General features: G+C 54.3%; 25 protein-coding genes. 8 read left to right on the top strand and 17 right to left on the bottom strand.

Annotated features, from left to right (window positions below; genetic code table 11):
* Positions 1–83 precede the first annotated feature (83 nt).
* Positions 84–1,772, top strand: a complete 1,689-nt coding sequence (locus JM93_RS16375; RefSeq protein ID WP_145345618.1) for a methyl-accepting chemotaxis protein — start codon at positions 84–86, stop codon at positions 1,770–1,772.
* Positions 1,773–1,831: 59 nt separating this feature from the next.
* Here JM93_RS16375 and coaA read toward each other — a convergent pair whose 3' ends face one another.
* The 7 genes from coaA to hisB are packed head-to-tail and all read right to left on the bottom strand — an operon-like array spanning position 1,832 to position 6,518.
* Positions 1,832–2,797: a type I pantothenate kinase gene (gene coaA / locus JM93_RS16370; protein ID WP_145345616.1), complete on the bottom strand. Its 966-nt coding sequence runs from the start codon at positions 2,795–2,797 to the stop codon at positions 1,832–1,834.
* Positions 2,798–2,845: 48 nt separating this feature from the next.
* The gene (locus tag JM93_RS16365; protein ID WP_145345614.1) at positions 2,846–3,169 is read right to left on the bottom strand and encodes a phosphoribosyl-ATP diphosphatase; all 324 of its coding nucleotides are present in this window, start codon (positions 3,167–3,169) and stop codon (positions 2,846–2,848) included.
* 40 nt (positions 3,170–3,209) lie between these two features.
* Positions 3,210–3,989: an imidazole glycerol phosphate synthase subunit HisF gene (hisF, locus tag JM93_RS16360; RefSeq protein WP_145345612.1), complete on the bottom strand. Its 780-nt coding sequence runs from the start codon at positions 3,987–3,989 to the stop codon at positions 3,210–3,212.
* Complete coding sequence (gene hisA, locus JM93_RS16355; RefSeq protein WP_145345610.1) at positions 3,986–4,729, bottom strand: 1-(5-phosphoribosyl)-5-[(5-phosphoribosylamino)methylideneamino]imidazole-4-carboxamide isomerase; 744 nt, start codon at positions 4,727–4,729, stop codon at positions 3,986–3,988. The genes hisF and hisA overlap by 4 nt, the downstream gene beginning before the upstream one ends.
* A gap of 19 nt (positions 4,730–4,748) precedes the next feature.
* Positions 4,749–5,402: an imidazole glycerol phosphate synthase subunit HisH gene (hisH, locus tag JM93_RS16350; RefSeq protein WP_145345608.1), complete on the bottom strand. Its 654-nt coding sequence runs from the start codon at positions 5,400–5,402 to the stop codon at positions 4,749–4,751.
* The gene (locus tag JM93_RS16345; RefSeq protein WP_145345606.1) at positions 5,399–5,914 is read right to left on the bottom strand and encodes a DUF2628 domain-containing protein; all 516 of its coding nucleotides are present in this window, start codon (positions 5,912–5,914) and stop codon (positions 5,399–5,401) included. Before JM93_RS16345 ends, hisH begins: the two co-directional genes overlap by 4 nt.
* Before the next feature lie 10 nt (positions 5,915–5,924).
* The gene (gene hisB / locus JM93_RS16340) at positions 5,925–6,518 is read right to left on the bottom strand and encodes an imidazoleglycerol-phosphate dehydratase HisB (protein ID WP_145345604.1); all 594 of its coding nucleotides are present in this window, start codon (positions 6,516–6,518) and stop codon (positions 5,925–5,927) included.
* Between the two features lie 163 nt (positions 6,519–6,681).
* Here hisB and pyrF point away from each other — a divergent pair, with 163 nt between their 5' ends.
* A complete protein-coding gene (gene pyrF, locus JM93_RS16335) occupies positions 6,682–7,407 on the top strand; it encodes an orotidine-5'-phosphate decarboxylase (RefSeq protein ID WP_145345602.1) in 726 nt (241 codons plus the stop codon).
* Here the strand turns inward: pyrF and JM93_RS16330 are convergent.
* Together JM93_RS16330 and rocF are read right to left on the bottom strand one after the other, a co-directional pair.
* A complete protein-coding gene (locus JM93_RS16330) occupies positions 7,404–8,489 on the bottom strand; it encodes an ornithine cyclodeaminase (RefSeq protein WP_145345600.1) in 1,086 nt (361 codons plus the stop codon). The genes pyrF and JM93_RS16330 overlap by 4 nt on opposite strands.
* Before the next feature lies 1 nt (position 8,490).
* Positions 8,491–9,426 (bottom strand): arginase, encoded by a 936-nt coding sequence (gene rocF, locus JM93_RS16325; protein ID WP_145345598.1) that lies wholly within the window; start codon positions 9,424–9,426, stop codon positions 8,491–8,493.
* A gap of 130 nt (positions 9,427–9,556) precedes the next feature.
* On the opposite strand from rocF, the gene JM93_RS16320 reads away from it, so the two are divergent.
* Positions 9,557–10,009, top strand: coding sequence for an Lrp/AsnC family transcriptional regulator (locus tag JM93_RS16320; protein ID WP_145345596.1), 453 nt, complete (start codon positions 9,557–9,559; stop codon positions 10,007–10,009).
* Positions 10,010–10,086: 77 nt separating this feature from the next.
* On the top strand, positions 10,087–11,004 hold the full coding sequence (locus JM93_RS16315) for a methylated-DNA--[protein]-cysteine S-methyltransferase (protein WP_145345594.1): 918 nt from the start codon (positions 10,087–10,089) through the stop codon (positions 11,002–11,004).
* Positions 11,005–11,013: 9 nt separating this feature from the next.
* On the opposite strand, the gene JM93_RS16310 is transcribed toward JM93_RS16315, so the two are convergent.
* From JM93_RS16310 to trpA, 4 genes are all read right to left on the bottom strand, one after another.
* Entirely contained in the window at positions 11,014–12,270 is a 1,257-nt protein-coding gene (locus tag JM93_RS16310; RefSeq protein ID WP_145345592.1) for a hypothetical protein, read from the bottom strand.
* Between the two features lie 64 nt (positions 12,271–12,334).
* Positions 12,335–13,651: a bifunctional folylpolyglutamate synthase/dihydrofolate synthase gene (locus JM93_RS16305; RefSeq protein WP_196220734.1), complete on the bottom strand. Its 1,317-nt coding sequence runs from the start codon at positions 13,649–13,651 to the stop codon at positions 12,335–12,337.
* Positions 13,652–13,790: 139 nt separating this feature from the next.
* Positions 13,791–14,753, bottom strand: coding sequence for an acetyl-CoA carboxylase, carboxyltransferase subunit beta (gene accD / locus JM93_RS16300; RefSeq protein WP_145345590.1), 963 nt, complete (start codon positions 14,751–14,753; stop codon positions 13,791–13,793).
* Positions 14,754–14,816: 63 nt separating this feature from the next.
* Complete coding sequence (gene trpA / locus JM93_RS16295; RefSeq protein ID WP_145345588.1) at positions 14,817–15,650, bottom strand: tryptophan synthase subunit alpha; 834 nt, start codon at positions 15,648–15,650, stop codon at positions 14,817–14,819.
* 255 nt (positions 15,651–15,905) lie between these two features.
* Here trpA and JM93_RS16290 point away from each other — a divergent pair, with 255 nt between their 5' ends.
* Complete coding sequence (locus JM93_RS16290) at positions 15,906–16,136, top strand: hypothetical protein (RefSeq protein WP_145345586.1); 231 nt, start codon at positions 15,906–15,908, stop codon at positions 16,134–16,136.
* A gap of 57 nt (positions 16,137–16,193) precedes the next feature.
* Here the strand turns inward: JM93_RS16290 and trpB are convergent, their stop codons facing one another.
* Genes trpB through JM93_RS16275 form a run of 3 tightly spaced genes read right to left on the bottom strand, consistent with a single transcriptional unit; the run spans position 16,194 to position 20,357 of the window.
* Positions 16,194–17,408, bottom strand: coding sequence for a tryptophan synthase subunit beta (gene trpB / locus JM93_RS16285; RefSeq protein WP_145345584.1), 1,215 nt, complete (start codon positions 17,406–17,408; stop codon positions 16,194–16,196).
* A gap of 5 nt (positions 17,409–17,413) precedes the next feature.
* Positions 17,414–18,073: a phosphoribosylanthranilate isomerase gene (locus JM93_RS16280; RefSeq protein ID WP_145345582.1), complete on the bottom strand. Its 660-nt coding sequence runs from the start codon at positions 18,071–18,073 to the stop codon at positions 17,414–17,416.
* A 1-nt stretch (position 18,074) separates the two neighbouring features.
* Positions 18,075–20,357, bottom strand: coding sequence for an NADP-dependent malic enzyme (locus JM93_RS16275; RefSeq protein WP_145345580.1), 2,283 nt, complete (start codon positions 20,355–20,357; stop codon positions 18,075–18,077).
* 131 nt (positions 20,358–20,488) lie between these two features.
* Here JM93_RS16275 and mutS point away from each other — a divergent pair, with 131 nt between their 5' ends.
* Positions 20,489–23,218, top strand: coding sequence for a DNA mismatch repair protein MutS (gene mutS / locus JM93_RS16270; protein WP_145345578.1), 2,730 nt, complete (start codon positions 20,489–20,491; stop codon positions 23,216–23,218).
* A 188-nt stretch (positions 23,219–23,406) separates the two neighbouring features.
* Here mutS and JM93_RS16265 read toward each other — a convergent pair whose 3' ends face one another.
* Positions 23,407–23,949 carry a DUF2244 domain-containing protein gene (locus JM93_RS16265; RefSeq protein ID WP_145345826.1) on the bottom strand — a complete coding sequence of 181 codons (543 nt, stop codon included), beginning with the start codon at positions 23,947–23,949 and terminating at the stop codon, positions 23,407–23,409.
* A 22-nt stretch (positions 23,950–23,971) separates the two neighbouring features.
* On the opposite strand from JM93_RS16265, the gene nth reads away from it, so the two are divergent.
* The gene (gene nth, locus JM93_RS16260) at positions 23,972–24,787 is read left to right on the top strand and encodes an endonuclease III (RefSeq protein WP_145345576.1); all 816 of its coding nucleotides are present in this window, start codon (positions 23,972–23,974) and stop codon (positions 24,785–24,787) included.
* A complete protein-coding gene (locus tag JM93_RS16255; RefSeq protein ID WP_145345574.1) occupies positions 24,763–25,305 on the top strand; it encodes a GNAT family N-acetyltransferase in 543 nt (180 codons plus the stop codon). The genes nth and JM93_RS16255 overlap by 25 nt, the downstream gene beginning before the upstream one ends.

Here is a 25,305-nt window from a genome sequence, read left to right as displayed (position 1 = left end):
CCGGGAGAAACACTGCATGACTTAACGTTTTGCTTATTTTTTGAGCGCAAAACGCATGCAGCGAAAAACTGGGGTTCCGAATCATGAATTTCGTCCGTTGGCCTTTGTCATGGAAAATCAGCGTACCGGTCGTCACTGTCCTGGTGTTTACCGTCGCGCTGTGCGTTTTAAGCCTTAACGGACTTTATGACGCGATGCTAAAAGAACGGCTCGGACAGATTGAGCGGATTTCTGACAGCGCCAAATCGATGGCTGCCCACTATGCTGCCAAAGCTGAAGACGGTATTTTGTCCACCGACGATGCCCAAACCGCGGCGAAAGAAGCTATCGGGTCGATCCGATTTGAAGGCGACAATTACCTCTTCGTCTATTCTTATGATGGAGTGAACCTGGTTCACCCCAAGACGTCTCTGGTAGGTACCAACATGATGGGAGTAACTGATAAATCAGGTCTTCCACTTGTAAAGACGCTTATCGAAAAAGCGCAGGACGGCGGAGGTTCACTGCTTTACTACTGGCCACGCGCAAACAGCGATGTAGCAATCGAAAAATATGGATGGGCGGTTGGTTTCGAACCTTGGGGTTGGATGATCGGAACCGGAGTGTATGTGGATGATCTTGATGCCGCATATTGGCGAGAAGCGGGAGTCATCATTACCGTTGCCATAACAGGTGCCGTCCTTGCACTGATCATCGCATTTCTGGCGATACGGAGCACAATTCGTCCATTGCAAGCGCTGACGTCAAACATGAACAGCTTGGCTGACGGTGAAAGCCAGATCGTCATTGAAGGCGCGGGCCGGGGGGACGAAATCGGCCAGATGGCTGCCGCTATGGAAGTCTTCGTTCGCAATGAAAATGCGCGCAAGCTTCTTGAAGAAGAGCAACTAGCAAGCCGTAACATGGCCGCCCAGCGCGGTCGCGAGATCCAGGACCTGAGTTCGTCCTTCGATTCTCAAATCACAGAAATGATGAGCATCATCGAGAGTTCCGTTCACAAACTCCAGCATGCATCAAGTGAAATGACCAGCGGAGCGGCGCAAACGACCGACCAAAGCGCGATTGTGTCCCAGTCTTCGTCACAAGCATCAAACAACGTAGAAACCGTGGCAGCAGCCGCTGAGGAACTGTCTGCGTCGGTCAACGAAATCCGCCGTCAGGTTCAATCCTCCAGTGAAATTGCCGCTCGGGCAGCGCAGGAAGCGACAGCAACAAACGAGCGCATGACTGGCCTTTCCGGGGCTGCGGGCAGGATTGGGGAGGTCGTCACCCTGATTCAGGCGATTGCCGAGCAAACCAACCTTCTGGCGTTGAATGCCACAATTGAGGCTGCACGCGCAGGTGAAGCCGGTAAAGGCTTTGCTGTTGTTGCCGCTGAAGTGAAAGAACTGGCTACACAGACCTCCAAGGCGACTGAAGAGATTTCAAGCCAGATTTCGGCAATTCAGGGCGAAACCGAGCACGCAGCAAGTGCAATCAGTTCAGTTACGGAAATCATCACCCGAATGAATGAGATCGCTTCCACGATATCTGCTGCCGTTGACGAGCAAGGTGCTGCGACCCAGGAAATTGCTCAAAATGCCACTGAGGCCTCGCGCAGCACGGTGGAGGTTGCCACCAGCATCGAAAGCGTGACGCAGGCCGCTGAAAACACTCGCACAGCGGCTGATACAGTAGACGAATCTGCGCGGCAGCTTGAAGACAACGCAGCGACACTTAAAGAGCAGGTCGCAACGTTTTTGCGGGAAGTGCGCAGCCGGTCTGCAGCGTAACAACCGGACGAATTGTTCCAATCAAAGCCCTGGCACAAAATGCTAGGGCTTTTTTCATTTCAGATCTTGCGAAGCGCAACTTTCGAAATCCGGTGGCTGGCATCCTTGGTCAGGATGAGATCCGCACGCGGCCGGGTTGGCACGATGTTCTCGCGCAGGTTTTCAAGATTGATTTCGTTCCAGATCCGGTGCGCCGTTTGAAAGGCCTCTGCATCATCAATTCGCGAGTATTTGTGAAAATAAGAACTTGGATCGCGGAACGCGGTCTCTCGCAGATGCATGAACCGTTCGACATACCATTGCCGCAGCAGATCCTCTCCTGCATCGATGTAGACCGAAAAATCAAAGAAGTCTGACACAAACGGAACTGCCCGACCGTCTTTAGGCAACTCCCGGGTTTGAAGGACATTTAAGCCTTCAACGATCAGAATATCCGGACGGTTCACCTTGATGGTTTGGCCTGGCATAACATCATAATAAAAGTGAGAGTAAACTGGCGCGCGGACATGGCGCTTGCCAGCCTTGATGTCAGACAGGAATTTCAATAGCTGCGGGCGATCGAAGCTTTCGGGAAAGCCTTTTTTGGACATCAGACCGCTGGCTTCCAGCACGGCGTTCGGATAGAGGAACCCATCTGTTGTGATCAGATCGACCTTTGGGCTGGCAGGCCATCTGGCCAGCAGCTCCCGCAGGACACGTGATGTGGTCGACTTCCCAACGGAAACCGAACCTGCAACACCAATGATGTAGGGTGTCTTGCGCTCATAGATGCCCAAAAAATCGTGCGTCGCGCGGTGTAAGCTGAATCGCGCCTCAGCGTAATATGCCAGCAGGCGGGACAGCGGCAGATAGATCGTTTCGACCTGCTCCATTGACACTGGCGCGTTCAGACCCTGAAGTTGGGCAACCTCTTTTTCAGTCAGTGTCATCGGGGTGTCGGCGCGCAACCGCGACCACTGACGCTCAGTGAACACCCTGTAGGGTGACAGGTCCATGTCCAATGCCGAGGCGACTTTCTGGTCCATGTCTTCGCAGTCTCCGCTGCCCTGCTTCGTGAGGCAACCAAAGCAGGCTCAATCCTGCTTCCGCGATGCCTTTTCTTCCAGACCAGTCTGTCTAGTCCGGCTCTCTAGTTCCGCCATCACATCTTCAAGCGGCACATCCGCGGCCTTCAAAACAACCAGTAAGTGGTAAAGCACATCAGCAGCTTCACCTGTGAGTTCTTTTTTGTCGCGTTTTACCGCGGCAATCGCAGCTTCAACTGCTTCTTCTCCAAGCTTTTGAGCACATTTTTCTATCCCTTTGCCCATCAGCTTGTGGGTATATGAACTCTTATCACCACTACCAGCCCGCGCAGTGATAATGGCGTCGAGATCCGTCAAAGTAAAATCGATCATTGGTCTAGTGTTTCCCTATGGGAATACGTAGTGATACGGATTATATGTCGAGCCGCATCGGAATGCCTGCAGCGGACATATGCGCCTTTGCTTCATGAACCGTGTATTCGCCAAAATGGAAAATCGAGGCGGCGAGCACGGCCGTTGCATGACCATCCCGAATACCCTCAACCATGTGATCAAGCGTTCCAACGCCACCGGATGCAATCACCGGCACGGGCACTGCATCTGCAATCGCGCGCGTGAGCGCAATGTTGTAACCGCTTTTGGTGCCATCCCGGTCCATCGACGTCACAAGCAGTTCTCCAGCCCCGAGCGCCACCACTTGTTTCGCAAATTCGATCGCATCGATCCCGGTTGCGGTTCGTCCACCATGCGTAAAAATCTCAAATTTTTCAGCCCCTCCCTCAGGATTGACCTGTTTTGCATCGATCGACACGACAATGCACTGAGCACCGAACTTTTGCGCCGCATCACGCACGAAGTCAGGATTTTTTACCGCAGCGGTATTGATCGAAACCTTGTCGGCCCCGGCAATCAGCAGCTTTCGAATATCTTCATTCGAGCGGACTCCACCACCAACGGTTACCGGCATGAAACACGCTTCAGCCGTTCGGCGGACAACGTCGTAGATTGTATCCCGGCCCTCGTGACTGGCGGTTATGTCAAGGAAGCAAAGCTCATCCGCACCGGCGGCATCATAAGCCTTGGCGGCCTCGACCGGGTCTCCGGCGTCCATTAGGTCGACAAAATTCACGCCTTTGACGACACGGCCGTCTTTCACGTCCAGACAGGGTATAACACGGGCTTTCAGGGTCATGAGACCACCGTCTCAGCCGCTTTGATGAGTGCCATTGCCTCATCTGGATCCAGCCGCCCATCATACAGCGCGCGTCCGGAAATCGCTCCTTCCAGAATTGCACAATCCGGTTCAAGTAGCCGCTTGATATCGTCGATGGATGCAAGCCCCCCCGATGCAATCACCGGAATAGAGACGGCTTGAGCAAGCTCGAGTGTGGAGGGTATGTTGAGGCCCTTCAAGATACCGTCCCGGTCGATATCAGTATAGATGATCGCCGAGACGCCCGCATCCTCGAACCGCTTGGCAAGGTCCTCGGCGGTCAGTTCCGAGGTTTCGGCCCAGCCCTCGACCGCGACTTTTCCGCCCTTGGCGTCAATTCCGACAGCCACTTTTCCAGGAAACATTTTGCAAGCTTTTTTGACGAGCTCGGGATCGCGAACGGCAATCGTTCCAAGGATTACCCGTGCAACGCCTTTGTCGAGCCATGCCTGTACATGCTCAAGCGTCCGGATCCCGCCGCCAAGCTGCACCGGGTTTTTTGTGGCCGATAGGATTGAATCTACAGCAGCGCCGTTCACACTCTCGCCAGTAAAAGCCCCATTTAGATCAACCACATGCAGCCATTCAAAACCTTGGTCTTCAAAAGCTTTTGCCTGGGCGCCCGGATCATGGTTAAAGACGGTGGCCTGGTCCATGTCGCCTAGCTTCAGGCGGACGCATTGTCCATCTTTGAGATCAATTGCAGGAAAAAGGATCATATTCGCTCGCTTCGACGCCTCAGGGCGCCCATTCAAGAAAATTTGCAATCAGGCCTAGCCCGAGGCGTTGGCTTTTCTCCGGGTGGAACTGCGTTCCTATCATGTTGTCGCGGCCGACCATTGCCGTAAAGGTGCCTGCATAGTCAAAGGAGGCTACACATTCCTGCGGACGCACACAGGCGAAATGATAGGAATGAACAAAATAGGCATGCAGACCGTCTGGTCCGGTCTCAAGTCCATCCAATACCGGGTGCCGCTGTTCCGGCACACTGATTGTGTTCCAACCCATATGCGGGATCTTCAGGCTCGTATCGGACGGCTTCATCGCGGTAACATCGCCATTAATCCAACCCAGCCCATCAACAGTTTCGAATTCCAGCCCGCGGCTGGCCATCAGCTGCATGCCGACACAGATGCCGAAAAACGGCTTTCCACGTTGCAGAACCGCTTCTTCCAAGGCCTCAGGCATTCCTCCAACCGCCCAAAGGCCCCGCTTGCAATCCGCGAACGCACCCACGCCGGGAAGCACAATACGATCGGCCTTAAGGACCCTCTCGGGGTCAGACGTCACAACGACATCGGGCATATGGGCATGATCACGCGCGGCCCGCTCAAAGGCTTTCGCTGCGGAACGCAGGTTTCCGGAGCCATAATCAATGATTGCGATTGTCATTTTCGTGGCTCCGGACGAAGCGTCAGACCCACAACCTGCTCGCGCCCAACCCGCGGCACGATGCCACCGGGGGCAGGCGACCAGGATGCATCCGGCTGAGCGGCTCGATGAACATGTGTAGCCGCCGGATGTGCCTCAAGCTTTCGGAAAAAGCGAAGTTCCGCTTCTTCCTGGTCTGATCCGCACACCATGCCGACGACACTGTACCCTTTGCGCTCAAGCGACCAGCGACGCAAGGCCTGCGCTTCCAGCCCAAAGACGGCGGAAATTGCAAAAGCTGCGACCATGGGCGAAAGGTCGCCGATCGCAGAGGCAGCAATTTCGAGAGCCAGCGTCAGCACCAGATACCCAAGCAATACCAGCCACATCCGGTGGAATACGATCCAGATGAGAGAAAATGCAAACGCGGGAACGGAAAACCGGTCCGGCACAAAAATGTATTTTTCGGCCGTTCGGAAATTCGCCCTTCCGGTTGCCGCACCCGGCGGTGCCATTACGAAATATGTTGTCATATGCCCACTCTCAGCCGCCGAGCTGACCTTTTGTGGTTGGAATACGTCCCGATTGACGTACGTCCATTTCGATGGCCTTTCGCAACGTCTGCGCTACAGCTTTGAAACACGTTTCGGCGATGTGGTGACAGTTCGTTCCATACAGGTTGGCCAAATGGAGAGTAATGCCCGAGTTCATTGTAAACGCCCGGAAGAACTCTTCAAACAGTTCGGTATCAAACTCACCAATCTTGTCCCGTTTAAACGATACATCCCAAACCAGGAACGGTCGGCCGGAAACGTCAAGCGCGCAGCGGGTCAAGGCTTCGTCCATGGCCAGGTGTGTGTCGGCATATCGTGTGATCCCCGCCATATCGCCCAACGCATCCCGAATTGCCTGTCCGAGTGCGATGCCGGTGTCTTCGACGGTATGATGGAAATCGATATGCGTGTCGCCGTCTGCGCGGATTTTCATGTCGATCAGCGAATGCCGTGCCAGCTGTTCAAGCATGTGATCGAAAAAACCGGCCCCCGTCTTGACATCGTAGGCGCCGGTTCCGTCGAGATTGACCTCAACCGAAATTCGGGTCTCTTTCGTGTTCCGCACGACTGAGCTTGTGCGCATATGTCGTTCCTTTTTTGTCGCCGGACTTGTCCCGGCAAAGCGGCGTTGTTGTAACAGGGAGATTCGGTGATTGAAATAGGTAAGGATGCACTGTCACTGCTGGCGCTTAGGGAACGAGGGTGGTAGAGAGCCGCAAAACGTTCAAAAAGAGCAGGAGCCGACTATGTCCGCGAGCCCATTTCGTCCCGACTCTGCAACCGACCGGCTGATTATGGGACTGGATGTGTCGAGCGTTTCCGAAGCCGAAAACCTGGTCAAGAAAACGGACGGCGCCGTTGGTATCTATAAGATCGGTATGGAGCTGCAATTTGCAGGCGGCCTCGAGCTGGCACGGGATCTTGCAGCCGATGGGCGGAAAATATTTTTAGACGTTAAATTGCATGACATAGACAATACCATTACCCGGGCTGTCGAAAACGTTGCAAAAATGGGCGTCGCCTTCGCGACCGTACATGCCTATCCGAAGACCATGCGAGCGGCGGTCAAAGCCATACGCGAAATTGATGCTGGGCAGCTTTGCTTGCTTGGGGTGACGGTTTTGACAAGCATGAACGAACAGGACCTCCTCGACGCTGGCTACGTCGGCCCAATTCCAGACCTCGTAGAAGCGCGGGCCTGTGATGCAAAAACCGCCGGAATGGGCGGGATTGTCTGCGCCGCGAGTGAGGCGGCCCGGCTACGCAAAGCTCTTGGCGGCGACCTGGTGCTGATCACCCCCGGCATAAGACCGGTTGGACATGCCGCCGGCGACCAGCAAAGGGTTATGACTCCGGGCGATGCGATCCGTGCAGGCAGCGATTATCTGGTTGTCGGTCGGCCACTAAACCAAGCTGACGATCCCCGAGGTGTTGCCCAGCAAATCACCGCGGAGATCGAGGCAGCGCTTTAAGCGGCGGCACCGTTTTTATTCTCAGCGGAGCGGAGAACCATCCCGAAAAGGTCGCGGGGATCATCAGGGTCCGCCAGAAGGTCGAGCTTTTCGAAATATCCGGTTTTTGGAAGGATATCGCGCACATAACGCAACGCGGCGAAGTCCTCGATAGCAAAGCCCACACTGTCGAAAAGCGTAATCTGGCGATCGGAGACCCGGCCCTCAGCTTTACCGGAATAAACTTCCCACAGTTCAGTTACTGGGTGGTCGCGATCAAGCTGCTGGAACTCGCCTTCAATATGAGTTTGATCAGGGAATTCCACGAATATATCGGACCGCAATAAGATATCACGGTGCAACTCTGTCTTCCCCGGGCAATCCCCGCCGACGGCATTGATGTGAACACCCGGCCCGACCATGTTGTCAGTCAGGATGGTCGCATACTTTTTGTCAGCGGTAACCGTGGTAATGATCTGCGCGCCTTCGATTGCGTCTTCGGCGGTCTTGCAGATTGTGACATCGATACCGGATCCCGCAAGGTTCCGCGCGAGCCGGACGCTGGCATCAGCGTCAATATCATAGGCCCTGATCTGATTGACACCAAGCATGGCTTTAAACGCCAGGCATTGGAAATCAGACTGCGCGCCATTTCCAATGATCGTCATTGTCGTAGAGCCTTTTGGCGCAAGATACTTGGCGGCAAGCGCCGAGTTTGCAGCAGTTCTGAGCGCCGTCAGAATGGTCATTTCCGTAAACAGCACCGGATATCCGTTGGACAAGTCGGATAGCACACCAAAACCCGTCACTGTTTGACGGCCGTCATAGGTGTTTCCCGGATGCCCATTCACATATTTAAACCCGAATGTTTCGCCATCGCTTGTTGGCATCAATTCAATGACGCCTTGAGGTGCATGCGCCGGGATGCGCGGTTTTTTGTCGAAAGTCTCCCAACGCAGGAAGTCCGCCTCAATATATTTCGCGATCCCCATCATGAACTCTTCGACGCCCAGCGCGTGAACGTTTTTCATCATGTTGTCGACGCTAACAAATGGCACATAGGCCAGCTCCGATGGGGCCGGGTTGTAGTTTCTGTCCGTCATATCAAAAGCTCCGAGTTGGGCGGTCGAATACGCGTCGACCAAATAGACTGGCAGTTAGATCCACCATCAGGCGAGCCGTCATGCCGCGATCATCCAGAAAGGGGTTGAGTTCTACGAGGTCGAGAGACGTCACAAGACCACTGTCATGGAGCATCTCCATCACGAGATGCGCTTCTCGAAAGGTTGCACCGCCAGGCACTGTCGTTCCTACTGCCGGTGCAATACCGGGATCGAGAAAATCAACGTCAAGGCTGACGTGAAGAAGACCGTTGGCTGCCCGGACACGTTCTAAGAACGGCGCGAGAAGGGCCGGTATTCCCATCTCGTCGATCATCCTCATGTCCCGCACACCCGCACCGCAGTCTACCAGTAGCTCCCTTTCTTTCGGATCAATGGATCGAACGCCAAGAATTTCAACATTTCTCGGGGCGACAGGGTGAGAGAGCGGATGACCGAGCAGGCCGTCGAAACCTTTCAGGCCGCACGCAAATGCCAGTGGCGTGCCGTGCAAGTTGCCGCTTTCGGTCGTGTCAAAAGTATTAAAATCGGAATGTGCGTCCAGCCATAAAACAAACAGCGGCTTGCCGAGCCTGTTTGCAGCAAGGGACTGACCAGCAACGGTTCCAAGGGCCAATGCGTGATCGCCGCCGAGATAAACCGGGAAGACAGCCTTTTGGCCGAGTTCGCTCGCCGTCTTGTAGAGGGATCGGGTCCAGCCAGCGACCGTGTGAAAATTTTTGACTGTCCCATTCGGAACTTTTTCTGTGTGTGCGTCTTCGGGCTGCAAGTTGCCAATATCCGTGACTCGGTGCCCGAGTGCTTGAAGGTTTTCCGCAAGACCTGCCGTTCGGTAGGCATCGGGACCCATGACACAGCCCCGGCGCCCCGCGCCTTCTTCGATCGGTGCGCCAACGAAGACGACATCGTGATTTACCAAAACTCGCCCCTCTGTGAACTTCGTCTATGATTATTTCAGCATTGAAGTGGCGGAGTAAATCAACTTGTCTGAGCATTTTTGATGCACTATTTGTCATTTTGGTCAATTCAATTTTACAGAATGAAATATTATGGACTCACTCGACATTAAGCTGATCTCGGCATTGCGAACAGATGGCCGGAGATCCGTCTCGCACCTTGCGAAAGACCTCGAGGTATCCCGGGCCACCGTCCGCTCTCGTATGGAGCGCCTTATGGAAGACGGCGAGATCATCGGGTTCACGGCTGTTTTACGGGACGATTGGCGCGACCTCCCAATCCGCGCGCTTACACTTATCGAAATTGCTGGGCGAAACACCGAACCGGTTACACGTAAATTGTCCGCGATGACCGAAGTCCGGGCGATCCACACAACAAATGGGCGCTGGGACCTCATTTTGGAGATCGCAACTCAGGATCTTGAAGCCTTCGATGAAGTGTTGAACCGAATCCGATTGATCGACGGGATCTCAGGCTCCGAAACAAACCTTCTCCTGACCACGCGAAAAGGACCGGCCGTTCCCGACACGCTCTCGGAGACCTGACCGCTGCTCGCAAATCGGGTGGAGTAGGGAGAGCTCCCATTTTATGGTCAGGGCAGTTTGAAATTTGGACGGATCACATGACCAAGCCTTTTGATCTGAGCAGCGTCACCCCAAAACCGGTCCGCGTATCAACCGGACGTGAGGCGGAAAAAGACTATGCCATTGTTCGCCAAACGCTGGAGCGCATTACCAAAGATTGGCGGGAACAGCCGACCCTCAAGCAATTGGCGGCGGAGGCTGGCGTTCAACCTATTCAGTTGCAACGGGTATTTTCGCGCTGGGCAGGACTAACACCGAAGCAGTTTCTGCAAGCGATCACGCTCGACTACGCAAAAGCCTTGCTGAGGGATTCAGCGAGCATTTTAGACACAAGCTACGAAGTGGGCCTGTCCGGTTCGGGCCGGCTTCATGACCTTTTTATTGCCCATGAGGCTATGACGCCCGGTGCATACCGAACACGTGGTGCTGGGTTGGAGATGGCCTACGGCTTTCATCCGAGTCCGTTCGGAACAGTGCTTTTATTGGTGACAGACCATGGATTGGCCGGTCTTGCATTTGCAGATCCGGGTGAAGAAGAAAGCGCATTGAATGATATGACGATGCGGTGGCCATCGGCTCAGTACTCTGAAAACACGAGCTTGACCGCGCCATATGCTGAGCGGATCTTTGATCCGGCAAAGTGGCAGCAGGAAACGCCCCTGAATATCGTCTTGATTGGCACGGATTTCGAGATTCGAGTTTGGCAGACCCTGTTGCGTATCCCAATCGGCCAGGCGAGCACCTATTCTGACATTGCAATGAAACTTGGAAAGCCGAGCGCTTCAAGGGCGGTCGGAACGGCGGTTGGAAAGAACCCTATATCCTTTGTCGTTCCCTGCCATCGGGTGCTGGGCAAGACCGGCAAATTGTGTGGCTATCACTGGGGGCTCACTCGAAAGCGCGCGATCCTTGGATGGGAAAGCGGGCTCACCCAACCAGTTCTAGAAGCGGTTTGATGGCGCGTCCTACTTGACCGGACCTTCGGGCATCGGCCAGTTGGATGTTAGGTCCCAGCCGAAAGAGGCCAAACGCTCTGCGGTCAAGTCTGTCAAATCACCCGTAACGATGAACGACATGGATGTTGGCGGAAACGGAAGCTGGCCCAGACCGGTATTGATTCCTGTAAATGCGTTCGCGCTTGTTTGTGTCCACGCAACCATATCGAGAGGCAAAACAAGAGCCGCGGCCCCGTTTTTGAGAATGGCGACAGGAAACCCGCCAACCAAACGAATCTGGCCGATAGGCGAAGTTTTTTGATGATAATTTTCCAGTAAGACCGCTCGCCGCAACTGAAAATAAGCTTCTTCGCGCGAGCTGGCCTCCGCAGCCCGCGAAACCAAGATGTCCCGGCCTTCAACGCCTGCCATGTAGTCCAATCGATAAGCGATAATGGCACGTTCCGTCGCAGTAAAGTTCGTGTTATTTGTAAGCTTTTCAACTATCTCCTGCGTCGCATCGATTTGTAAGAGCGTTGCACTTGTACGCTCTTCGAGCTCGGGCAGGGTGCTGTCTACAATAGAATTCCGAAGATCGTCTGCTGTGCTGGCGATATTGGAGATCATTCCGCCTGGGATCAGAGCCATAACAGCTTTCACAGTCCATCCCCCGGCCGCAGAAACGCCGGCCGCTTGATCCAATTTGTCAGACAGCGGCGCAAATTTTGTGTAAGGGTCAACACCAAGCTGAACGGCAAGCTCGCGCCGTGCTCGATCTTGACCGGTAATCGCTCTGGCGAGATCAGCCGGCGAACCCTCACCCGAAACGGCACTTTCAACTCCGCGCCCAAGGCGATTAAACAGGCGCCCAACACCGGTCACAGTGTTTTTTGCCGTTCCAACTGGATCGGAAACCGTGCTTTCGACGAATTCAACCGGCTTCATTGCGGCCTGCTTCAACCCATCGACAAAGGTCTGGTCATTCTCCAATGCGTCCAAGGCTCTGAGTACCATCAAATCGTGCAGTCGAAGCTTGAGCAAGCCGTCGCCTAAGATGGTTTCTGTTCCGTAGGAGGTTTCAAGTTGAAACATCCGCAGAAAACCATCGCTTCGGACGGGAGCCAGCACACGGTAGTCCGGGCCAGCTGCTTGAGATCCTAAAACGGCGGTCGGATCTTGTTCGGGGGCTGTTTCGTAGGAGTCCGACAGCGCGAGCACCGGAACTGACAGCAGCGCCAACAGGCAAACCGAGAAAGCCGGGCTCCTTAGTATCGTTGATACAGGCATCAAATCACTCTCCGATAAGGAATGTGGCTCACTTCGTCTTTGATCAAGCGCGCAAGCGATGCTCTCAGAAAGGCATCATGCCATTGCGCGCTAGCACTTCACCGGCGAGATAAAGTGAACCGCAAATCAAAATACGAGGAGGCTCACCATCGCGATCCGAAGATAGGCAAATGTCGGAAAGGGCCGCCTCCAAAGACCCGAATGGTGTCGCCCTAAGGCCGGCGGCACGAGCGCAATCGGCCAGCTCAAAAGGATCCCGTGCTGCTGTTGTTGTTGATATCGGCACGGTTCCAACGTGTCGGGCTAAGCCTTCAAAAGCACGGAAATATCCCTCCGGGTCTTTTGTCGACAGCATCCCTGTGACCAGATAGAGCGGTTTGGGATTGCGCTCTTCCTGCTCTCCCATAAATGCAGCAACCAAAACGCCTGCACCGGGATTGTGACCGCCATCAAGCCAGACTTCGGCTCCAGCCGGGCATTGCTCAAAAATCGGACCATGGCGAAGCGACTGCAACCGTCCAGGCCAATTGATCGATTTCAGGGCGCGTGCTGCCGTTTCCTCTCCAACCCACAAATTCGCTTCTTTGAGCGTTTTCAATGCAATCGCTGAGTTTTCGATTTGATGAGACCCAGGAAGGGAAGGAAGTGGCAGATCAAAGAGCCCACCCTCGTCTTGAAAAGCAAACCGGCCTTGATCAGGCATTGCCATAAATTCTTGGCCAAAGCGGAAAAAGGGTGCATTGACGCGCGCAGCGGCCAGCTCGAATACCGGCTCAATGGATTCATCCTGGCGCGCAATAACCACCGGGCACCCGGACTTGATAATGCCGGCCTTTTCAGCAGCAATATCGGCAAGTGTCTCACCCAGGAATTTTTCATGGTCCATGGAGACCGGCGTAATGACCGTCACGAGCGGGTTTTCAATGACGTTTGTTGCGTCCAAACGCCCGCCGAGCCCAACTTCTAAAAGCAGTACATCGGCGAGTCTTTCGGAAAACAATAAAAGGGCTGCCGCTGTTGTGATCTCGAAAAAAGTGATCGGATCGCCACCATTGGCCTCTTCACAACGGTGCAATGCGTCGAACAAATCTGCATCTGACACAAATTCCCCGGTGTCGCCCAGCCGAATGCGCTCGTTAAACCGCACGAGATGTGGGGATGTGTAGACGTGGCACCGCTTACCATCGGCCTCAAGCAACGAACGCAAGGTTGCCGTTACCGATCCTTTGCCGTTGGTGCCGGCAATGTGCACCGTCGGCGGAAGCTTTTCATGTGGAGATCCGAGCGCTTCCAGCAGCCGGTACATCCGGCCGAGAGACAGATCAATCTCTTTCGGGTGCAGCGCCAGAAGGCGGTCTAGGATGGCGGTGACTTGGTCCAAGGCACTCTCCCGTTCGACGTCCGAAGCGGTATAATTTGCGTTCACCCGCTTATGCGCTCATCCAGTTCGATGCAAGAGATGTTCATAGTCACCAGCGAGAATGTCGGATTCAAGACATGTAGGCGCCCGGATTTCGCGCTCACGCTTTTAACTCGGCTTCAGGCGTATCGGACTCAGATGTTTCAGTGCGGGTAGTCTCGTCAGCTTCGCCAGCAGCTTCTGGTGACTTGTCTTCCAGCGTCGGTAATTCAACCTCACACTTCAACAGGATTCCGCACAAATTAGAGATCGTTTCTTTAAGATCGTGCCTCTTTACGACCATGTCTACCATGCCGTGCTCGAGCAAATACTCGGCACTCTGGAAACCCTCTGGGAGTTTCTCGCGTATTGTCTGTTCAATCACGCGCCGCCCTGCAAAACCGATCTGAGCGCCGGGTTCCGCGATATGGACGTCGCCGAGCATGGCATAGGAAGCCGACACGCCCCCGGTGGTAGGATTTGTCAAAACAACGATATAGGGCAAACCCGCCTCACGCAGCATCTGGACGCCGACCGTCGTGCGCGGCATTTGCATGAGGGACAAGATGCCTTCTTGCATGCGGGCCCCGCCCGAAGCGGCGAACAAAACAAATGGTGTCTTGTCTGCGACAGCCTTTTGCATGCCGGCAAGGATCGCCTCACCGGCGGCCATGCCGAGAGATCCGCCCATAAAGGCAAAGTCCTGGACCGCTGCGGTGAAATCGTTTCCATTGACTTTGCCGCAGGCTACGTAAACGGCATCGTCTTCACCGGTTTTAGACCGATTTTCTTTGAGGCGTTCGGTATAGCGCTTCGTATCGCGGAATTTAAGTGGGTCAGCCTGTACAGCGGGCGTGTCAATTCGCTCGTAGGACCCATCGTCAAAAAACAGCTCAAGCCGCTTTTTTCCGGGCATCCGCATATGGTGGCCTGAATTTGGAACAACCCATTGATTGGCCTCCAGATCGCGATGAAATACCATCTCTCCCGTTTCCGGGCATTTGATCCAGAGATTTTCCGGAACCTCACGTTTTTTCAAGAGATCGCGGATTTTCGGGCGAACGAGGGAATTGATCCAATTCACGAGATTTGGTTCCGTTTTCTGAAACGATTACGCAATACTTCGAATTTCAAGGCGTCCGTTGTCTCACGCTTGGCGCGCGCGGGCAACGCCCGAGGCCAAATCGGCGACCAAACTGGTAACCGCGCTCACGGTCTTGTCTGTTGCCGCACCGGTTTCATCCAGACTTTCCTTGATTGCATTCACAAGAACCGAACCGACCACGACACCATCGGAGGCTTTGCCAATCTCAGCCGCTTGATCCGCTGTCTTAACACCAAAACCGACGGCAACCGGCAATTTTGTATGTCCTTTGATGCGGTTGACCGCCGTCGCGACACGCCCCGTGTCCGCAATGGCTGACCCGGTAATTCCGGTCACCGAGACGTAGTAAACAAAACCCGATGTGTTGGCGAGCACCGCTGGCAATCGCTTGTCATCGGTGGTCGGTGTCGCCAAGCGGACGAAGTTCAGGCCCGCCTCTACCGCCGGAATGCACAGCTCATCATCTGCTTCGGGCGGAATATCAACGATAATCAACCCATCAACACCAGCATCCTTGGCCTCGATGACGAATTTTTTCGGGTCTCGCACGTAGATCGGATTGTAGTAGCCCATCAGAACGATGGGAGTGGTGCCATCTTTTTTCCGGAAATCGCGAACCATCTGCAGCGTATGGGCCATGGTTTGACCCGCTTTCAGGGCCCTTTGTGTCGCAATCTGGATCGGAATGCCTTCGGCCATGGGGTCCGAAAACGGCATACCCAACTCGATAACGTCCGCCCCGGCCGCTGGTAGCGCCTCAAGAACCGCCTGTGAAGTTGTCAAATCAGGATCGCCTGCCGTTATGAATGTAACCAAAGCAGGCCGACCCGCATCAGCACAGTCTTTGAAGCGACGATCGATACGCGTTTCCGTCATGAAATCCCTACCAATCTCAAGTTAGCCACCTTCGAACATCCAAAACGGTCCTTGTGACACCACGCAGGATGTAGGGGCGCAGAGAGCCCTATGTCAATCTGATCTCACCGGGAAATAAAGCAAGTTCCAGCGCCGGAATACGGCAACATCCGCAGCTATGCAAACAAAGCTGGTCTGCAACAGCAGCAAAACACTTGAAGCGCACAATGTGCGTCTATAAATAGCACTCAGTGCATATTTACAATGGAGACTGCCATGGCCCGTTCTCTTTTTGAGACGCGCCCAGCGCAACCTTCCCATGGCTTTTGGAAAAGGCTGCGCCGCGCAGGCGATAAAACACAATCGGCAAGTCAAACAAGCGACGGACTTGGTGCTGCCTATTCAGAGATCGCACTGGCTGCCGCGGGTATGAATGCCAAGGCGCGGCAGAACCTGTTGAAGAGAATCTTCGAAGCCCCCTTGGCCGGTCACTTGCCAAAGGACTGACAACAAAAAACCGCCGGATATCCCGGCGGTTTTTCAAAGCGTCCTTTACCGGGCTGCTTAGAGGTTAAAGCCAAGCATCTCGCCTACGGCAAACACGTCTTTGTCACCGCGCCCGCATAGGTTCATGACAAGTATCTTGTCTTTGCCCATTTGGGGCGCAAGCTTTGCAACATGTGCCAAGGCATGAGCAGGTTCCAAGGCCGGAATAATGCCTTCAACACGCGTCAGCAGCTGGAACGCTTCCAAAGCTTCTGTATCCATGACAGGCACATATTCTACCCGGCCGATATCCTTGAGCCATGAATGCTCCGGACCAATGCCCGGATAATCCAAGCCAGCAGAAATGGAATGCCCTTCAAGGATCTGCCCGTCATCATCCTGCAAAAGGAATGTTCTGTTTCCGTGCAGCACGCCGGGCTTGCCGGCATTGAGCGACGCACAATGTTCCTCGCCCTCGAGGCCACGCCCGCCCGCTTCAACACCGTAAATCTTAACTTCCGGATCATCTAGGAACGGGTGGAACATGCCAATTGCGTTTGACCCGCCGCCTACCGAGGCAACGAGGGCATCCGGCAAGCGCCCTTCAGCTTCTAGCATCTGCTCGCGAAGCTCTTTGCCGATGACCGACTGAAAGTCGCGAACCATTTCCGGGTAGGGATGGGGACCTGCTGCAGTCCCAATCAGGTAATAAGTGTCCTCAACATTGGTCACCCAATCCCGCAGCGCTTCATTCATGGCATCTTTCAAGGTGCCGGCACCAGCGGTGACCGGCACAATTTCAGCGCCCAGAAGCTTCATCCGAAAGACGTTCGGCTTTTGCCGTTCGACATCGGTTGCACCCATGTAAACGACACAAGGCAGGCCGAAACGCGCGCACACCGTTGCTGTGGCGACGCCATGCTGGCCCGCACCGGTTTCGGCGATTATCCGTGTCTTGCCCATACGCTTTGCAAGAAGGATCTGCCCAAGGCAGTTGTTGATCTTATGCGAGCCGGTGTGATTGAGCTCGTCGCGCTTGAAGTAGATTTTTGCGCCACCAAGTTCTTCAGTCAGCCGCTCAGCGAAATAAAGCGGCGACGGCCGGCCGGTGTAATGCGTATTAAGGTTCTCAACTTCCGCATGGAATGCCGGATCTTCCTTTGCGTCCTTGTAAGCCTGCTCTAGGTCGAGAATGAGCGGCATCAGAGTTTCCGCGACATAGCGGCCACCGAAAATACCGAAATGGCCGCGCTCGTCAGGACCGGAGCGCATGCTGTTTGCCATCGTGGTCATATGTCTTATTCTCCTGCCACCGTCACACCGCGCGCTGCTGCCACAAACCGGCGGATGAGGTCACTGTCCTTGACGCCTTTTTCCCGCTCAACGCCTGAAGACACGTCGATTGCGGCGGCGCCACTTTGTTCTATCGCTTCCGAGACATTTTCCGTAGTCAGTCCCCCCGAAAGCATGAAGGGCTTTGCGAGGTCAAGGTCCTTCAACAGTGTCCAATCGAAGGAGACGCCGTTTCCACCCGGCAGCTCAGACCCACTTGGCGGCTTTGCATCAAACAGGATCCGATCCGCGACCGCACCATACATATGGGCCTGTTCAAGATCGGCAAGCTCGGAAATGGCCAAGGCTTTCATGATCTTGACCTGATGCATAACCTTAATTGCGGCGATTGCTTCGACTGGTTCGCTACCATGAAGCTGAAACCAGTCGGGTCGAACCAATTCCTTAATCCGCGACAATCCGTCCAGGTCCATATTGACTGTCAAAGCCACGATCTCGGCCTTGCCGCGAGCCATGTCGGCCAGATGCGCCGCCGCCGACAGGCTCACATGGCGCGGGCTTTTCGGAAAAAACACGAGCCCGACCATGTCCACGCCCTCGTCCAGCGCAGTCCGCATGGTCTCCTCAGTCGACAGGCCGCAGATCTTTATAGTTATGTCTCGCATCTTAGGTCACATTGTAGGAGGCAATTGCAGCCATGTTGACAATCTCGGAATCCTTGGCACCCATAGGAACGATTTGTACCGGCTTATCGAGGCCGACAAGCAAAGGACCGATAACCGTCGATCCGCCGAGCTCTTGCAGCATCTTGGTCGAGATGGACGCAGAGTGAAAAGCCGGCATGACCAGAACATTCGCGGGGCCGCTTAAGCGGCAGAACGGGTAGACGCCCATCTTGTCCATGTTGAGCGCAACGTCGGCCGCCATTTCACCATCATACTCAAAATCGACGCGCCGGCGATCAAGAATCCGAACCGCCTCTTGCACTTTCTCGGAACGCTCGCCACGCGGGTGTCCGAAAGTTGAATATGCCAGCATGGCAACACGTGGCTCATAACCAAGGCGCCGGGCAACATGCGCGGCTTCTTCCGCAATATCAGCCAGTTCCTCGGCTGTCGGCATGTCAATCACAGCAGTGTCAGCAATCAAGACCGTCCTCCCGCGTGCGAGCGCAAGAGAAACGCCAATAATTCTGTGGCCAGGCTTCACATCCAGGCAAGCGCGCACAGTGTCCAGCGCAACGGAGTAGTTTCTTGTCAGTCCGGTTACCATTGCGTCGGCGTCACCGCGCGCAACCATGATCGCCCCCCAATAGTTACGGTCATTATTGACCATCCTCTGGCAGTCTCTAAACAAATAGCCTTTCCGCTGAAGACGCCCATACAGATAGTGCGCATAATCGTTATTCCGGTTGGACAAGCGCGCATTTTGGATGGCAATGCCTGCCCGATTGATATCGACACCGGCACTGGTTGCCACCGCCCGGATTTCATCGTCCCTGCCAATGAGGATCGCTTCACCAAGACCCTGATTCACAAAGCTTGCAGCTGCGCGGATAACTGGTTCTTCCTCGCCCTCCGCGAATACCACTTTCTTCGGCTGTTGCCGCACTTTGGAAAAAATACGCTGCAAGGTACCGGCAACTGGGTCACGCCGGGCAGACAATTGGTGCTTATAGGCATCCATATCAACGATCGGACGGCGCGCAACACCTGAATCCATTGCCGCTTGGGCAACAGCGGGCGGAATCGCAGAGATCAAGCGCGGATCAAACGGCACCGGGATGATGTATTCAGGACCGTATTTCGGGCGTGTCCCACGATACGCAGCGGCAACTTCGTCTGGGACTTCCTCACGGGCCAATTCTGCCAGCGCATTGGCGCAAGCAACTTTCATGGCGTCGTTGATAGTCGTTGCCTGGACGTCGAGCGCGCCACGGAAAATGTATGGAAACCCAAGAACATTGTTTACCTGATTCGGATAGTCCGAACGCCCGGTCGCGACAATAGCGTCGTCGCGCACTTCGGCAGCCTCTTCCGGCGTAATCTCAGGATCCGGGTTGGCCATTGCAAAAATGATCGGGTTCGACGCCATGGCACGCAGCATGTCGTGTGTGAGGGCTCCTTTCACTGATACGCCGAGAAAAACATCTGCACCTTTCAGCGCATCATACAGCGAGCGGTCTGCCGTCTCGATGGCGTGAGCAGACTTCCACTGGTTCATTCCCTCTTCGCGGCCCTTGTAAATCACCCCTTTTGTATCGCAGAGAGTGATGTTGTCGTGCGGTATGCCCATCGCTTTGATCAGCTCTATGCAGGCGATCCCTGCAGCGCCGGCGCCATTGCAAACGACCTTGGTATCTTTCATGTCCCGACCCGTCAGATGCAGCGCATTTATCAATCCCGCAGCTGCGATGATCGCTGTTCCGTGCTGATCATCGTGAAAGACCGGAATATCCATGAGCTCGCGCAAACGCTGCTCGATGATAAAGCAATCCGGAGCCTTGATATCCTCCAGATTTATCCCTCCGAAGGAAGGCCCCAAATATCTGACCGAATTGATGAATTCATCGACATCAGCCGTATCGACTTCCAAGTCGATGGAATCAACATCGGCGAACCTTTTGAAGAGAACGGCTTTGCCTTCCATGACCGGTTTCGATGCTAAGGCGCCCAAATTACCCAGCCCAAGAATGGCCGAGCCATTTGAAATAACTGCAACCAAATTGCCGCGGGTCGTGTAATCGAACGCTCGAGACGGGTCGTCGGCGATTGCCAGAACCGGCACCGCGACACCAGGCGAGTACGCGAGCGACAAATCACGCTGCGTCGCCATCGGTTTGGTTGGCGAAATTTCGAGTTTGCCGGGCCGGCCTTCCTGATGAAACTGCAAAGCTTCTTGCTCAGTAAAGCTGACGGAGGTCTTTGAGGACTTGTCGGTCGGTGACATTGGCTCGGCGTTTCCTGTGTTTGAAATTCCTCTGGCGGGAACCTGACCTTATCCCCTGAAAATTGAGCGCTCAAGGCACGATCGCGCATAGGAATTGTGAAAGCGCGAAAAGGGTTTGCTACTTTCCGACCATGTCAGTTCAAAGCGCACAAAAGGCGGGTCCGGCAGACGCAAAAGTCACGCCAATGATGGCCCAATACATCGAGATCAAGACTGCTAATCCGGACAGTCTACTGTTTTACCGGATGGGCGACTTCTACGAGCTTTTTTTTGAAGATGCCGAAGTGGCTGCACGGGCGTTGGGCATCACGCTTACCAAACGCGGCAAGCACCAGGGCGAAGACATTCCCATGTGTGGTGTTCCGGTTCATGCGGCGGATGACTACCTCCAAAAACTGATTGCCCTCGGCCATCGTGTATCTGTCTGTGAACAGACGGAAGATCCGGCGGAGGCCAAAAAGCGCGGCTCCAAATCTGTCGTGCGCCGGGATGTCGTGCGACTGGTAACCCCTGGAACAATCACCGAAGACCGGTTGCTGGACGCCGGCGCCAACAATTTTCTTGCAGCTCTAACGCGTCTGCGCGGCAGCTCGCTTGGCGGCGATGCCGTTTATGGCCTTGCTTGGGTCGACATGTCGACGGGTAGCTTTCAAGTCTGTGAAACGGACGATCAACGGCTCGCATCCGATATCGTTCAAATCAGTCCGCGCGAGCTGATCCTTGCTGACAATCTGCTTCAGGAAAAAGACTTCCGTCAGACCCTAGAGCAGGCTGGTGCCGCTTTGTCGCCCGTTCCACGGGCTTACTTCGACAGTGCAACGGCTACAGACAAGCTCGCCCAATATTTTGGAGTCAAAACACTCGACGGGTTTGGTGTCTTTTCACGCGCAGAGCTCTCAGCCGCATCCGGTATTCTGTCGTATATTGAAAAAACACAGCTCGGCGAGCGGCCACCGCTTGATCCGCCGGCCCGTCAATCAGGCAACGGCCGGATGCTGATTGACCCGGCAACACGCTCTAATCTTGAGTTGTCTAGAACGCTCTCGGGTGAAAAACAGGGAAGCCTGCTTGCCACGATCGACAAAACCGTCACTGGAAGTGGCTCGCGGCTGCTTGCCAGCCGTCTTGCCGCGCCGTTGCTGGACCCAGAAGCGATTTCAAAAAGACAGGATGCCGTCGAATTCTTTTTCGAAAACGAGATCATGCGGGAAGGACTGCGCCAAACCCTCAAAGGCGCGCCTGACATGGCTCGATCGCTCTCCCGCATTGCTCTCCATCGGGGAGGTCCGAGAGATGTTTTGGCGATTGCCACAGGCTTAAGGGCAGTTCGGACCGCATTTGAGCAAACATCCAAGTCCGCAGAATATCCAGCCGAGATTGCAGCTGCACGAACAGCACTGGGCAATGCCCCTCATGACCTGGGCGCAGAACTTGACCGAGCAATCAAGGAAGATCCCCCGTTGCTGAAACGTGACGGCGGGTTTATCGCCTCAGGTTATGACGAAAACCTTGACGAATTGCGGGCTCTTCGGGACGAAAGCCGCAAGGTCATCGCAAAACTGCAAGCCGACTATGGCGAAGAGCTTGGCTTGAGATCTCTTAAAATCAAGCACAACAGTGTTTTGGGTTGGTTCATTGAAGCCCCGACGGCACAAACTGAAAAGATGGTTGCCGACCCTGGCCGGTTCATCCACCGCCAAACCATGGCCGGGGCCATGCGGTTCACCACAACAGAACTGGCCGACCTAGAATCAAAAATTGCGAGCGCCGGCGAACGGGCACTTGCAATCGAAATGGAAATTTTTGATCGCCTTGCTGACGCTATTGTCGAATCCGGAGACCTTATTAAAGCAGCCGCGCATGGCTTAGGTGTTCTCGATGTCTCCGCAGCCTTGGCAAAACTTGCACAGGAAGACGGATATGTAAGACCCGCAATTGATGGAAGCCGGGCATTTCACATTACGGGCGGCCGCCATCCGGTTGTTGAACGCGCACTGAAAACTTCAGGTGGCGATGCATTCGTCGCAAACGATGCCGATCTGGGGCCGCGAACCGAGACGGACGCCGGCTCGATCTGGTTAATTACCGGACCAAACATGGCGGGAAAGTCGACGTTTCTGCGCCAGAACGCTCTGATCGCCGTCATGGCACAGATGGGCGCATTTGTTCCTGCTTACAGTGCACACATCGGGATCGTCGATCGTCTTTTCTCTCGTGTCGGGGCCGCAGATGATCTCGCGCGCGGACGATCTACCTTTATGGTCGAGATGGTCGAGACGGCTGCTATTCTAAACCAGGCCAGCGATCGTTCTCTTGTTATTCTCGATGAAATTGGCCGGGGAACAGCCACGTTTGACGGGCTATCAATTGCTTGGGCGTCAATTGAGCATCTGCACGAGATCAACAAATCCCGCGCATTGTTTGCAACCCACTATCATGAGCTGACCGTTCTTTCGGCCAAACTCGACCGTCTGTCGAATGCAACCGTTTCTGTCAAAGAATGGAACGGCGACGTGATCTTCCTGCATGAAATCGTGCCTGGAGCCGCTGACCGCTCCTATGGAATACAAGTTGCAAAACTTGCTGGACTTCCGCCAAGTGTTGTTGAGCGCTCCAAGCAGGTTCTCAGCCAGCTGGAAGAGCAGGACCGGAGTTCTCCGGCAGAAAACCTGATCGATGAATTACCGCTGTTCGCAACTCTACAGCCTGCGCAACCAAAAACGACACGATGCGTAATCGAACCAGCACTTGAAGAATTGGATCGACTTAATCCCGACGACATGACACCACGCGAAGCACTGGAAGCGCTCTATATGCTGAAATCCAGCCGATTGAAAAACTCAGACCCAATTAAAAACTAGCCTCGCTCTCGCTGGCCTCTTTTCGATCTGCGCCCGAATTTCATTTTAATACCAGAAATCTCGGCCTGCATTGCTAGGAATGCCGCCGGATAGCGGCAGATTGAACATTGGCATAGGTTTCTCCGGATGTGTGAGGGGCAGCACACCATTAAGCCGGATACAGCACACATTTTAACATTTAAGGCGTGCTATGGGGCATAGGTAGAAGATATCGGCCCGCCCGCTCGTGCTGTTGCAAGCGCTTGCTTTATTGCGCCGGCAAAACTTGTCCGATCCTCGGGATTCAGGAAATTCCCAAGGTCTATTTTTTCCCCCCGGGTCAACAGAGAGATCTTGGTCACGCCCTCATCTTCAACCTCAGACAAGGATATCCGGGCCCACGCGGGATTAAACCGGTACTCGCTTTGCTGCTTTCCAGGCCCGACTTTCCGGATGACGATCTCAGTGGCGGAAACACTTACCTCTTCGTAGGCTTTCGCCGATGCATAATTGAGCCGGAAGGCCAAATAAATCAGAGCCATATCCAACCCGAAGAACCCAAACACAGGCCAAGCACCGATCGCGAGAAACATCATCCCCGCCACAAAGCTTACAATACCCAAACACGCCATAAGTATGACAAACCCGTTCGAACCAAGAGAACGATAGGGTGTAAGTACAGCTGAAAAAAACGGCTGATCAGCCCTATAAGTAGGTTCGCTAAGACCTTGTTTTGGATTGCCGTTCGTCATGTCGACAGAGTATAGAGTGTGCATGACAAAAACAAAGCCTGCCGCAGCGTCCAAATCGTCAACCAATCGCGCCAAAAAAGCAAAAACAGCCAAAAGAGCGCTATCTGTCGACAATCCCGGGCGAGTTTTAAAACGGTCACGATATTCGAAGGCCGAAACATACGCCGTTTTTGAACGCTTCCATGCGGCCAATCCTGAACCGGAAGGTGAGCTGAACTACGTCAATGCGTTCACGCTTTTGGTCGCTGTGGTTTTGTCAGCCCAGGCAACAGACGTTGGAGTGAACAAGGCGACCAAGCACCTGTTTGAAATCGCCGACACGCCGGAAAAAATGGTTGCGCTCGGCGAGGACACGGTCCGGGAGAAAATTAGAACCATCGGTCTATTCAAGACAAAGGCGAAAAACGTCATTCTCTTGTCTGAACAGCTCCTTCGAGATCACGGCGGTTTAGTTCCGGAGAACCGGGAGGCGCTCGAAAAACTTCCAGGTGTTGGGCGGAAAACAGCCAATGTTGTTCTGAACATTTATTTTGGCCATCCGACCATCGCAGTCGACACCCACCTATTCCGACTTGGGAACAGGCTCGGAATTGCGCCTGGCAAAACACCACTTGAAGTCGAATTGGCAATGGAAAAAGCGGTCCCGATAGAGTTTGGACGCCACGCTCATCACTGGCTGATCCTGCACGGCAGGTACATTTGCAAAGCACGAAAACCAGACTGTGCGCAGTGTTTGATTTATGACCTTTGCAAAAGCCCTGAAAAAGAAAAGCTCGAGCACATCCCGCAAATTGCTCTCCAAACGGCTGCAAAATGTTCGAAGCAAGCCACCCTGTGACTGGTGTTTTGCGGGCGCCGAAGAGCACGAGACTTTTGTTTAGTGTGCCCACGACAGCAGACAGCCGTTTCATACTCAAACTTATGAACCAACCGGATTATCACACATTCATTGGTGACCGAGGTTTGAAAACAATCGCCGACGCAGAATTGTATATACGCGAGAAACTAGCGCCGTCTTTTATGAAACACGGCTATGGTCTTTGGCTTGTTTCACGAAAGTCAGACAAAAAACCTGTTGGCTTTGGCGGTCTGGTATCACGGGACCAGTTCGACACACCCGATCTCGGCTACGCAATAAGCCATGACCACCAAGGGAAAGGCTATGCCTCTGAGGCCGCACGGGCAGTTCTAGACTTCACGACTACGCATCTTGGACTGGATAGAGTTCTGGCGATCGTTTCTCCGGAGAACGTTAAATCCGCACGCGTTCTTCAAAAAGTAGGGTTTCGTCGCATTCGTCAGCAACGGCTTGAAACATCGGGACATATCGTCGATGTTTATGACCGGTTAGGTTGA

This window comes from Roseibium hamelinense, assembly GCF_007830545.1.
Taxonomy (GTDB): Bacteria; Pseudomonadota; Alphaproteobacteria; order Rhizobiales; family Stappiaceae; genus Roseibium; species Roseibium hamelinense.
This window is presented reverse-complemented; position numbering and strand designations above follow the sequence as displayed.

Bases quoted from the DNA above. Each gene is read 5' to 3' on its own strand.
- JM93_RS16375 (WP_145345618.1), top strand. From the start codon at position 84: ATGAATTTCGTCCGTTGGCCTTTGTCATGGAAAATCAGCGTACCGGTC.
- coaA (WP_145345616.1), bottom strand. From the start codon at position 2,797: ATGGACCAGAAAGTCGCCTCGGCATTGGACATGGACCTGTCACCCTAC.
- JM93_RS16365 (WP_145345614.1), bottom strand. From the start codon at position 3,169: ATGATCGATTTTACTTTGACGGATCTCGACGCCATTATCACTGCGCGG.
- hisF (WP_145345612.1), bottom strand. From the start codon at position 3,989: ATGACCCTGAAAGCCCGTGTTATACCCTGTCTGGACGTGAAAGACGGC.
- hisA (WP_145345610.1), bottom strand. From the start codon at position 4,729: ATGATCCTTTTTCCTGCAATTGATCTCAAAGATGGACAATGCGTCCGC.
- hisH (WP_145345608.1), bottom strand. From the start codon at position 5,402: ATGACAATCGCAATCATTGATTATGGCTCCGGAAACCTGCGTTCCGCA.
- JM93_RS16345 (WP_145345606.1), bottom strand. From the start codon at position 5,914: ATGACAACATATTTCGTAATGGCACCGCCGGGTGCGGCAACCGGAAGG.
- hisB (WP_145345604.1), bottom strand. From the start codon at position 6,518: ATGCGCACAAGCTCAGTCGTGCGGAACACGAAAGAGACCCGAATTTCG.
- pyrF (WP_145345602.1), top strand. From the start codon at position 6,682: ATGTCCGCGAGCCCATTTCGTCCCGACTCTGCAACCGACCGGCTGATT.
- JM93_RS16330 (WP_145345600.1), bottom strand. From the start codon at position 8,489: ATGACGGACAGAAACTACAACCCGGCCCCATCGGAGCTGGCCTATGTG.
- JM93_RS16320 (WP_145345596.1), top strand. From the start codon at position 9,557: ATGGACTCACTCGACATTAAGCTGATCTCGGCATTGCGAACAGATGGC.
- JM93_RS16315 (WP_145345594.1), top strand. From the start codon at position 10,087: ATGACCAAGCCTTTTGATCTGAGCAGCGTCACCCCAAAACCGGTCCGC.
- JM93_RS16310 (WP_145345592.1), bottom strand. From the start codon at position 12,270: ATGCCTGTATCAACGATACTAAGGAGCCCGGCTTTCTCGGTTTGCCTG.
- trpA (WP_145345588.1), bottom strand. From the start codon at position 15,650: ATGACGGAAACGCGTATCGATCGTCGCTTCAAAGACTGTGCTGATGCG.
- JM93_RS16290 (WP_145345586.1), top strand. From the start codon at position 15,906: ATGGCCCGTTCTCTTTTTGAGACGCGCCCAGCGCAACCTTCCCATGGC.
- trpB (WP_145345584.1), bottom strand. From the start codon at position 17,408: ATGACCACGATGGCAAACAGCATGCGCTCCGGTCCTGACGAGCGCGGC.
- JM93_RS16280 (WP_145345582.1), bottom strand. From the start codon at position 18,073: ATGCGAGACATAACTATAAAGATCTGCGGCCTGTCGACTGAGGAGACC.
- JM93_RS16275 (WP_145345580.1), bottom strand. From the start codon at position 20,357: ATGTCACCGACCGACAAGTCCTCAAAGACCTCCGTCAGCTTTACTGAG.
- mutS (WP_145345578.1), top strand. From the start codon at position 20,489: ATGTCAGTTCAAAGCGCACAAAAGGCGGGTCCGGCAGACGCAAAAGTC.
- JM93_RS16265 (WP_145345826.1), bottom strand. From the start codon at position 23,949: ATGACGAACGGCAATCCAAAACAAGGTCTTAGCGAACCTACTTATAGG.
- nth (WP_145345576.1), top strand. From the start codon at position 23,972: ATGACAAAAACAAAGCCTGCCGCAGCGTCCAAATCGTCAACCAATCGC.
- JM93_RS16255 (WP_145345574.1), top strand. From the start codon at position 24,763: ATGTTCGAAGCAAGCCACCCTGTGACTGGTGTTTTGCGGGCGCCGAAG.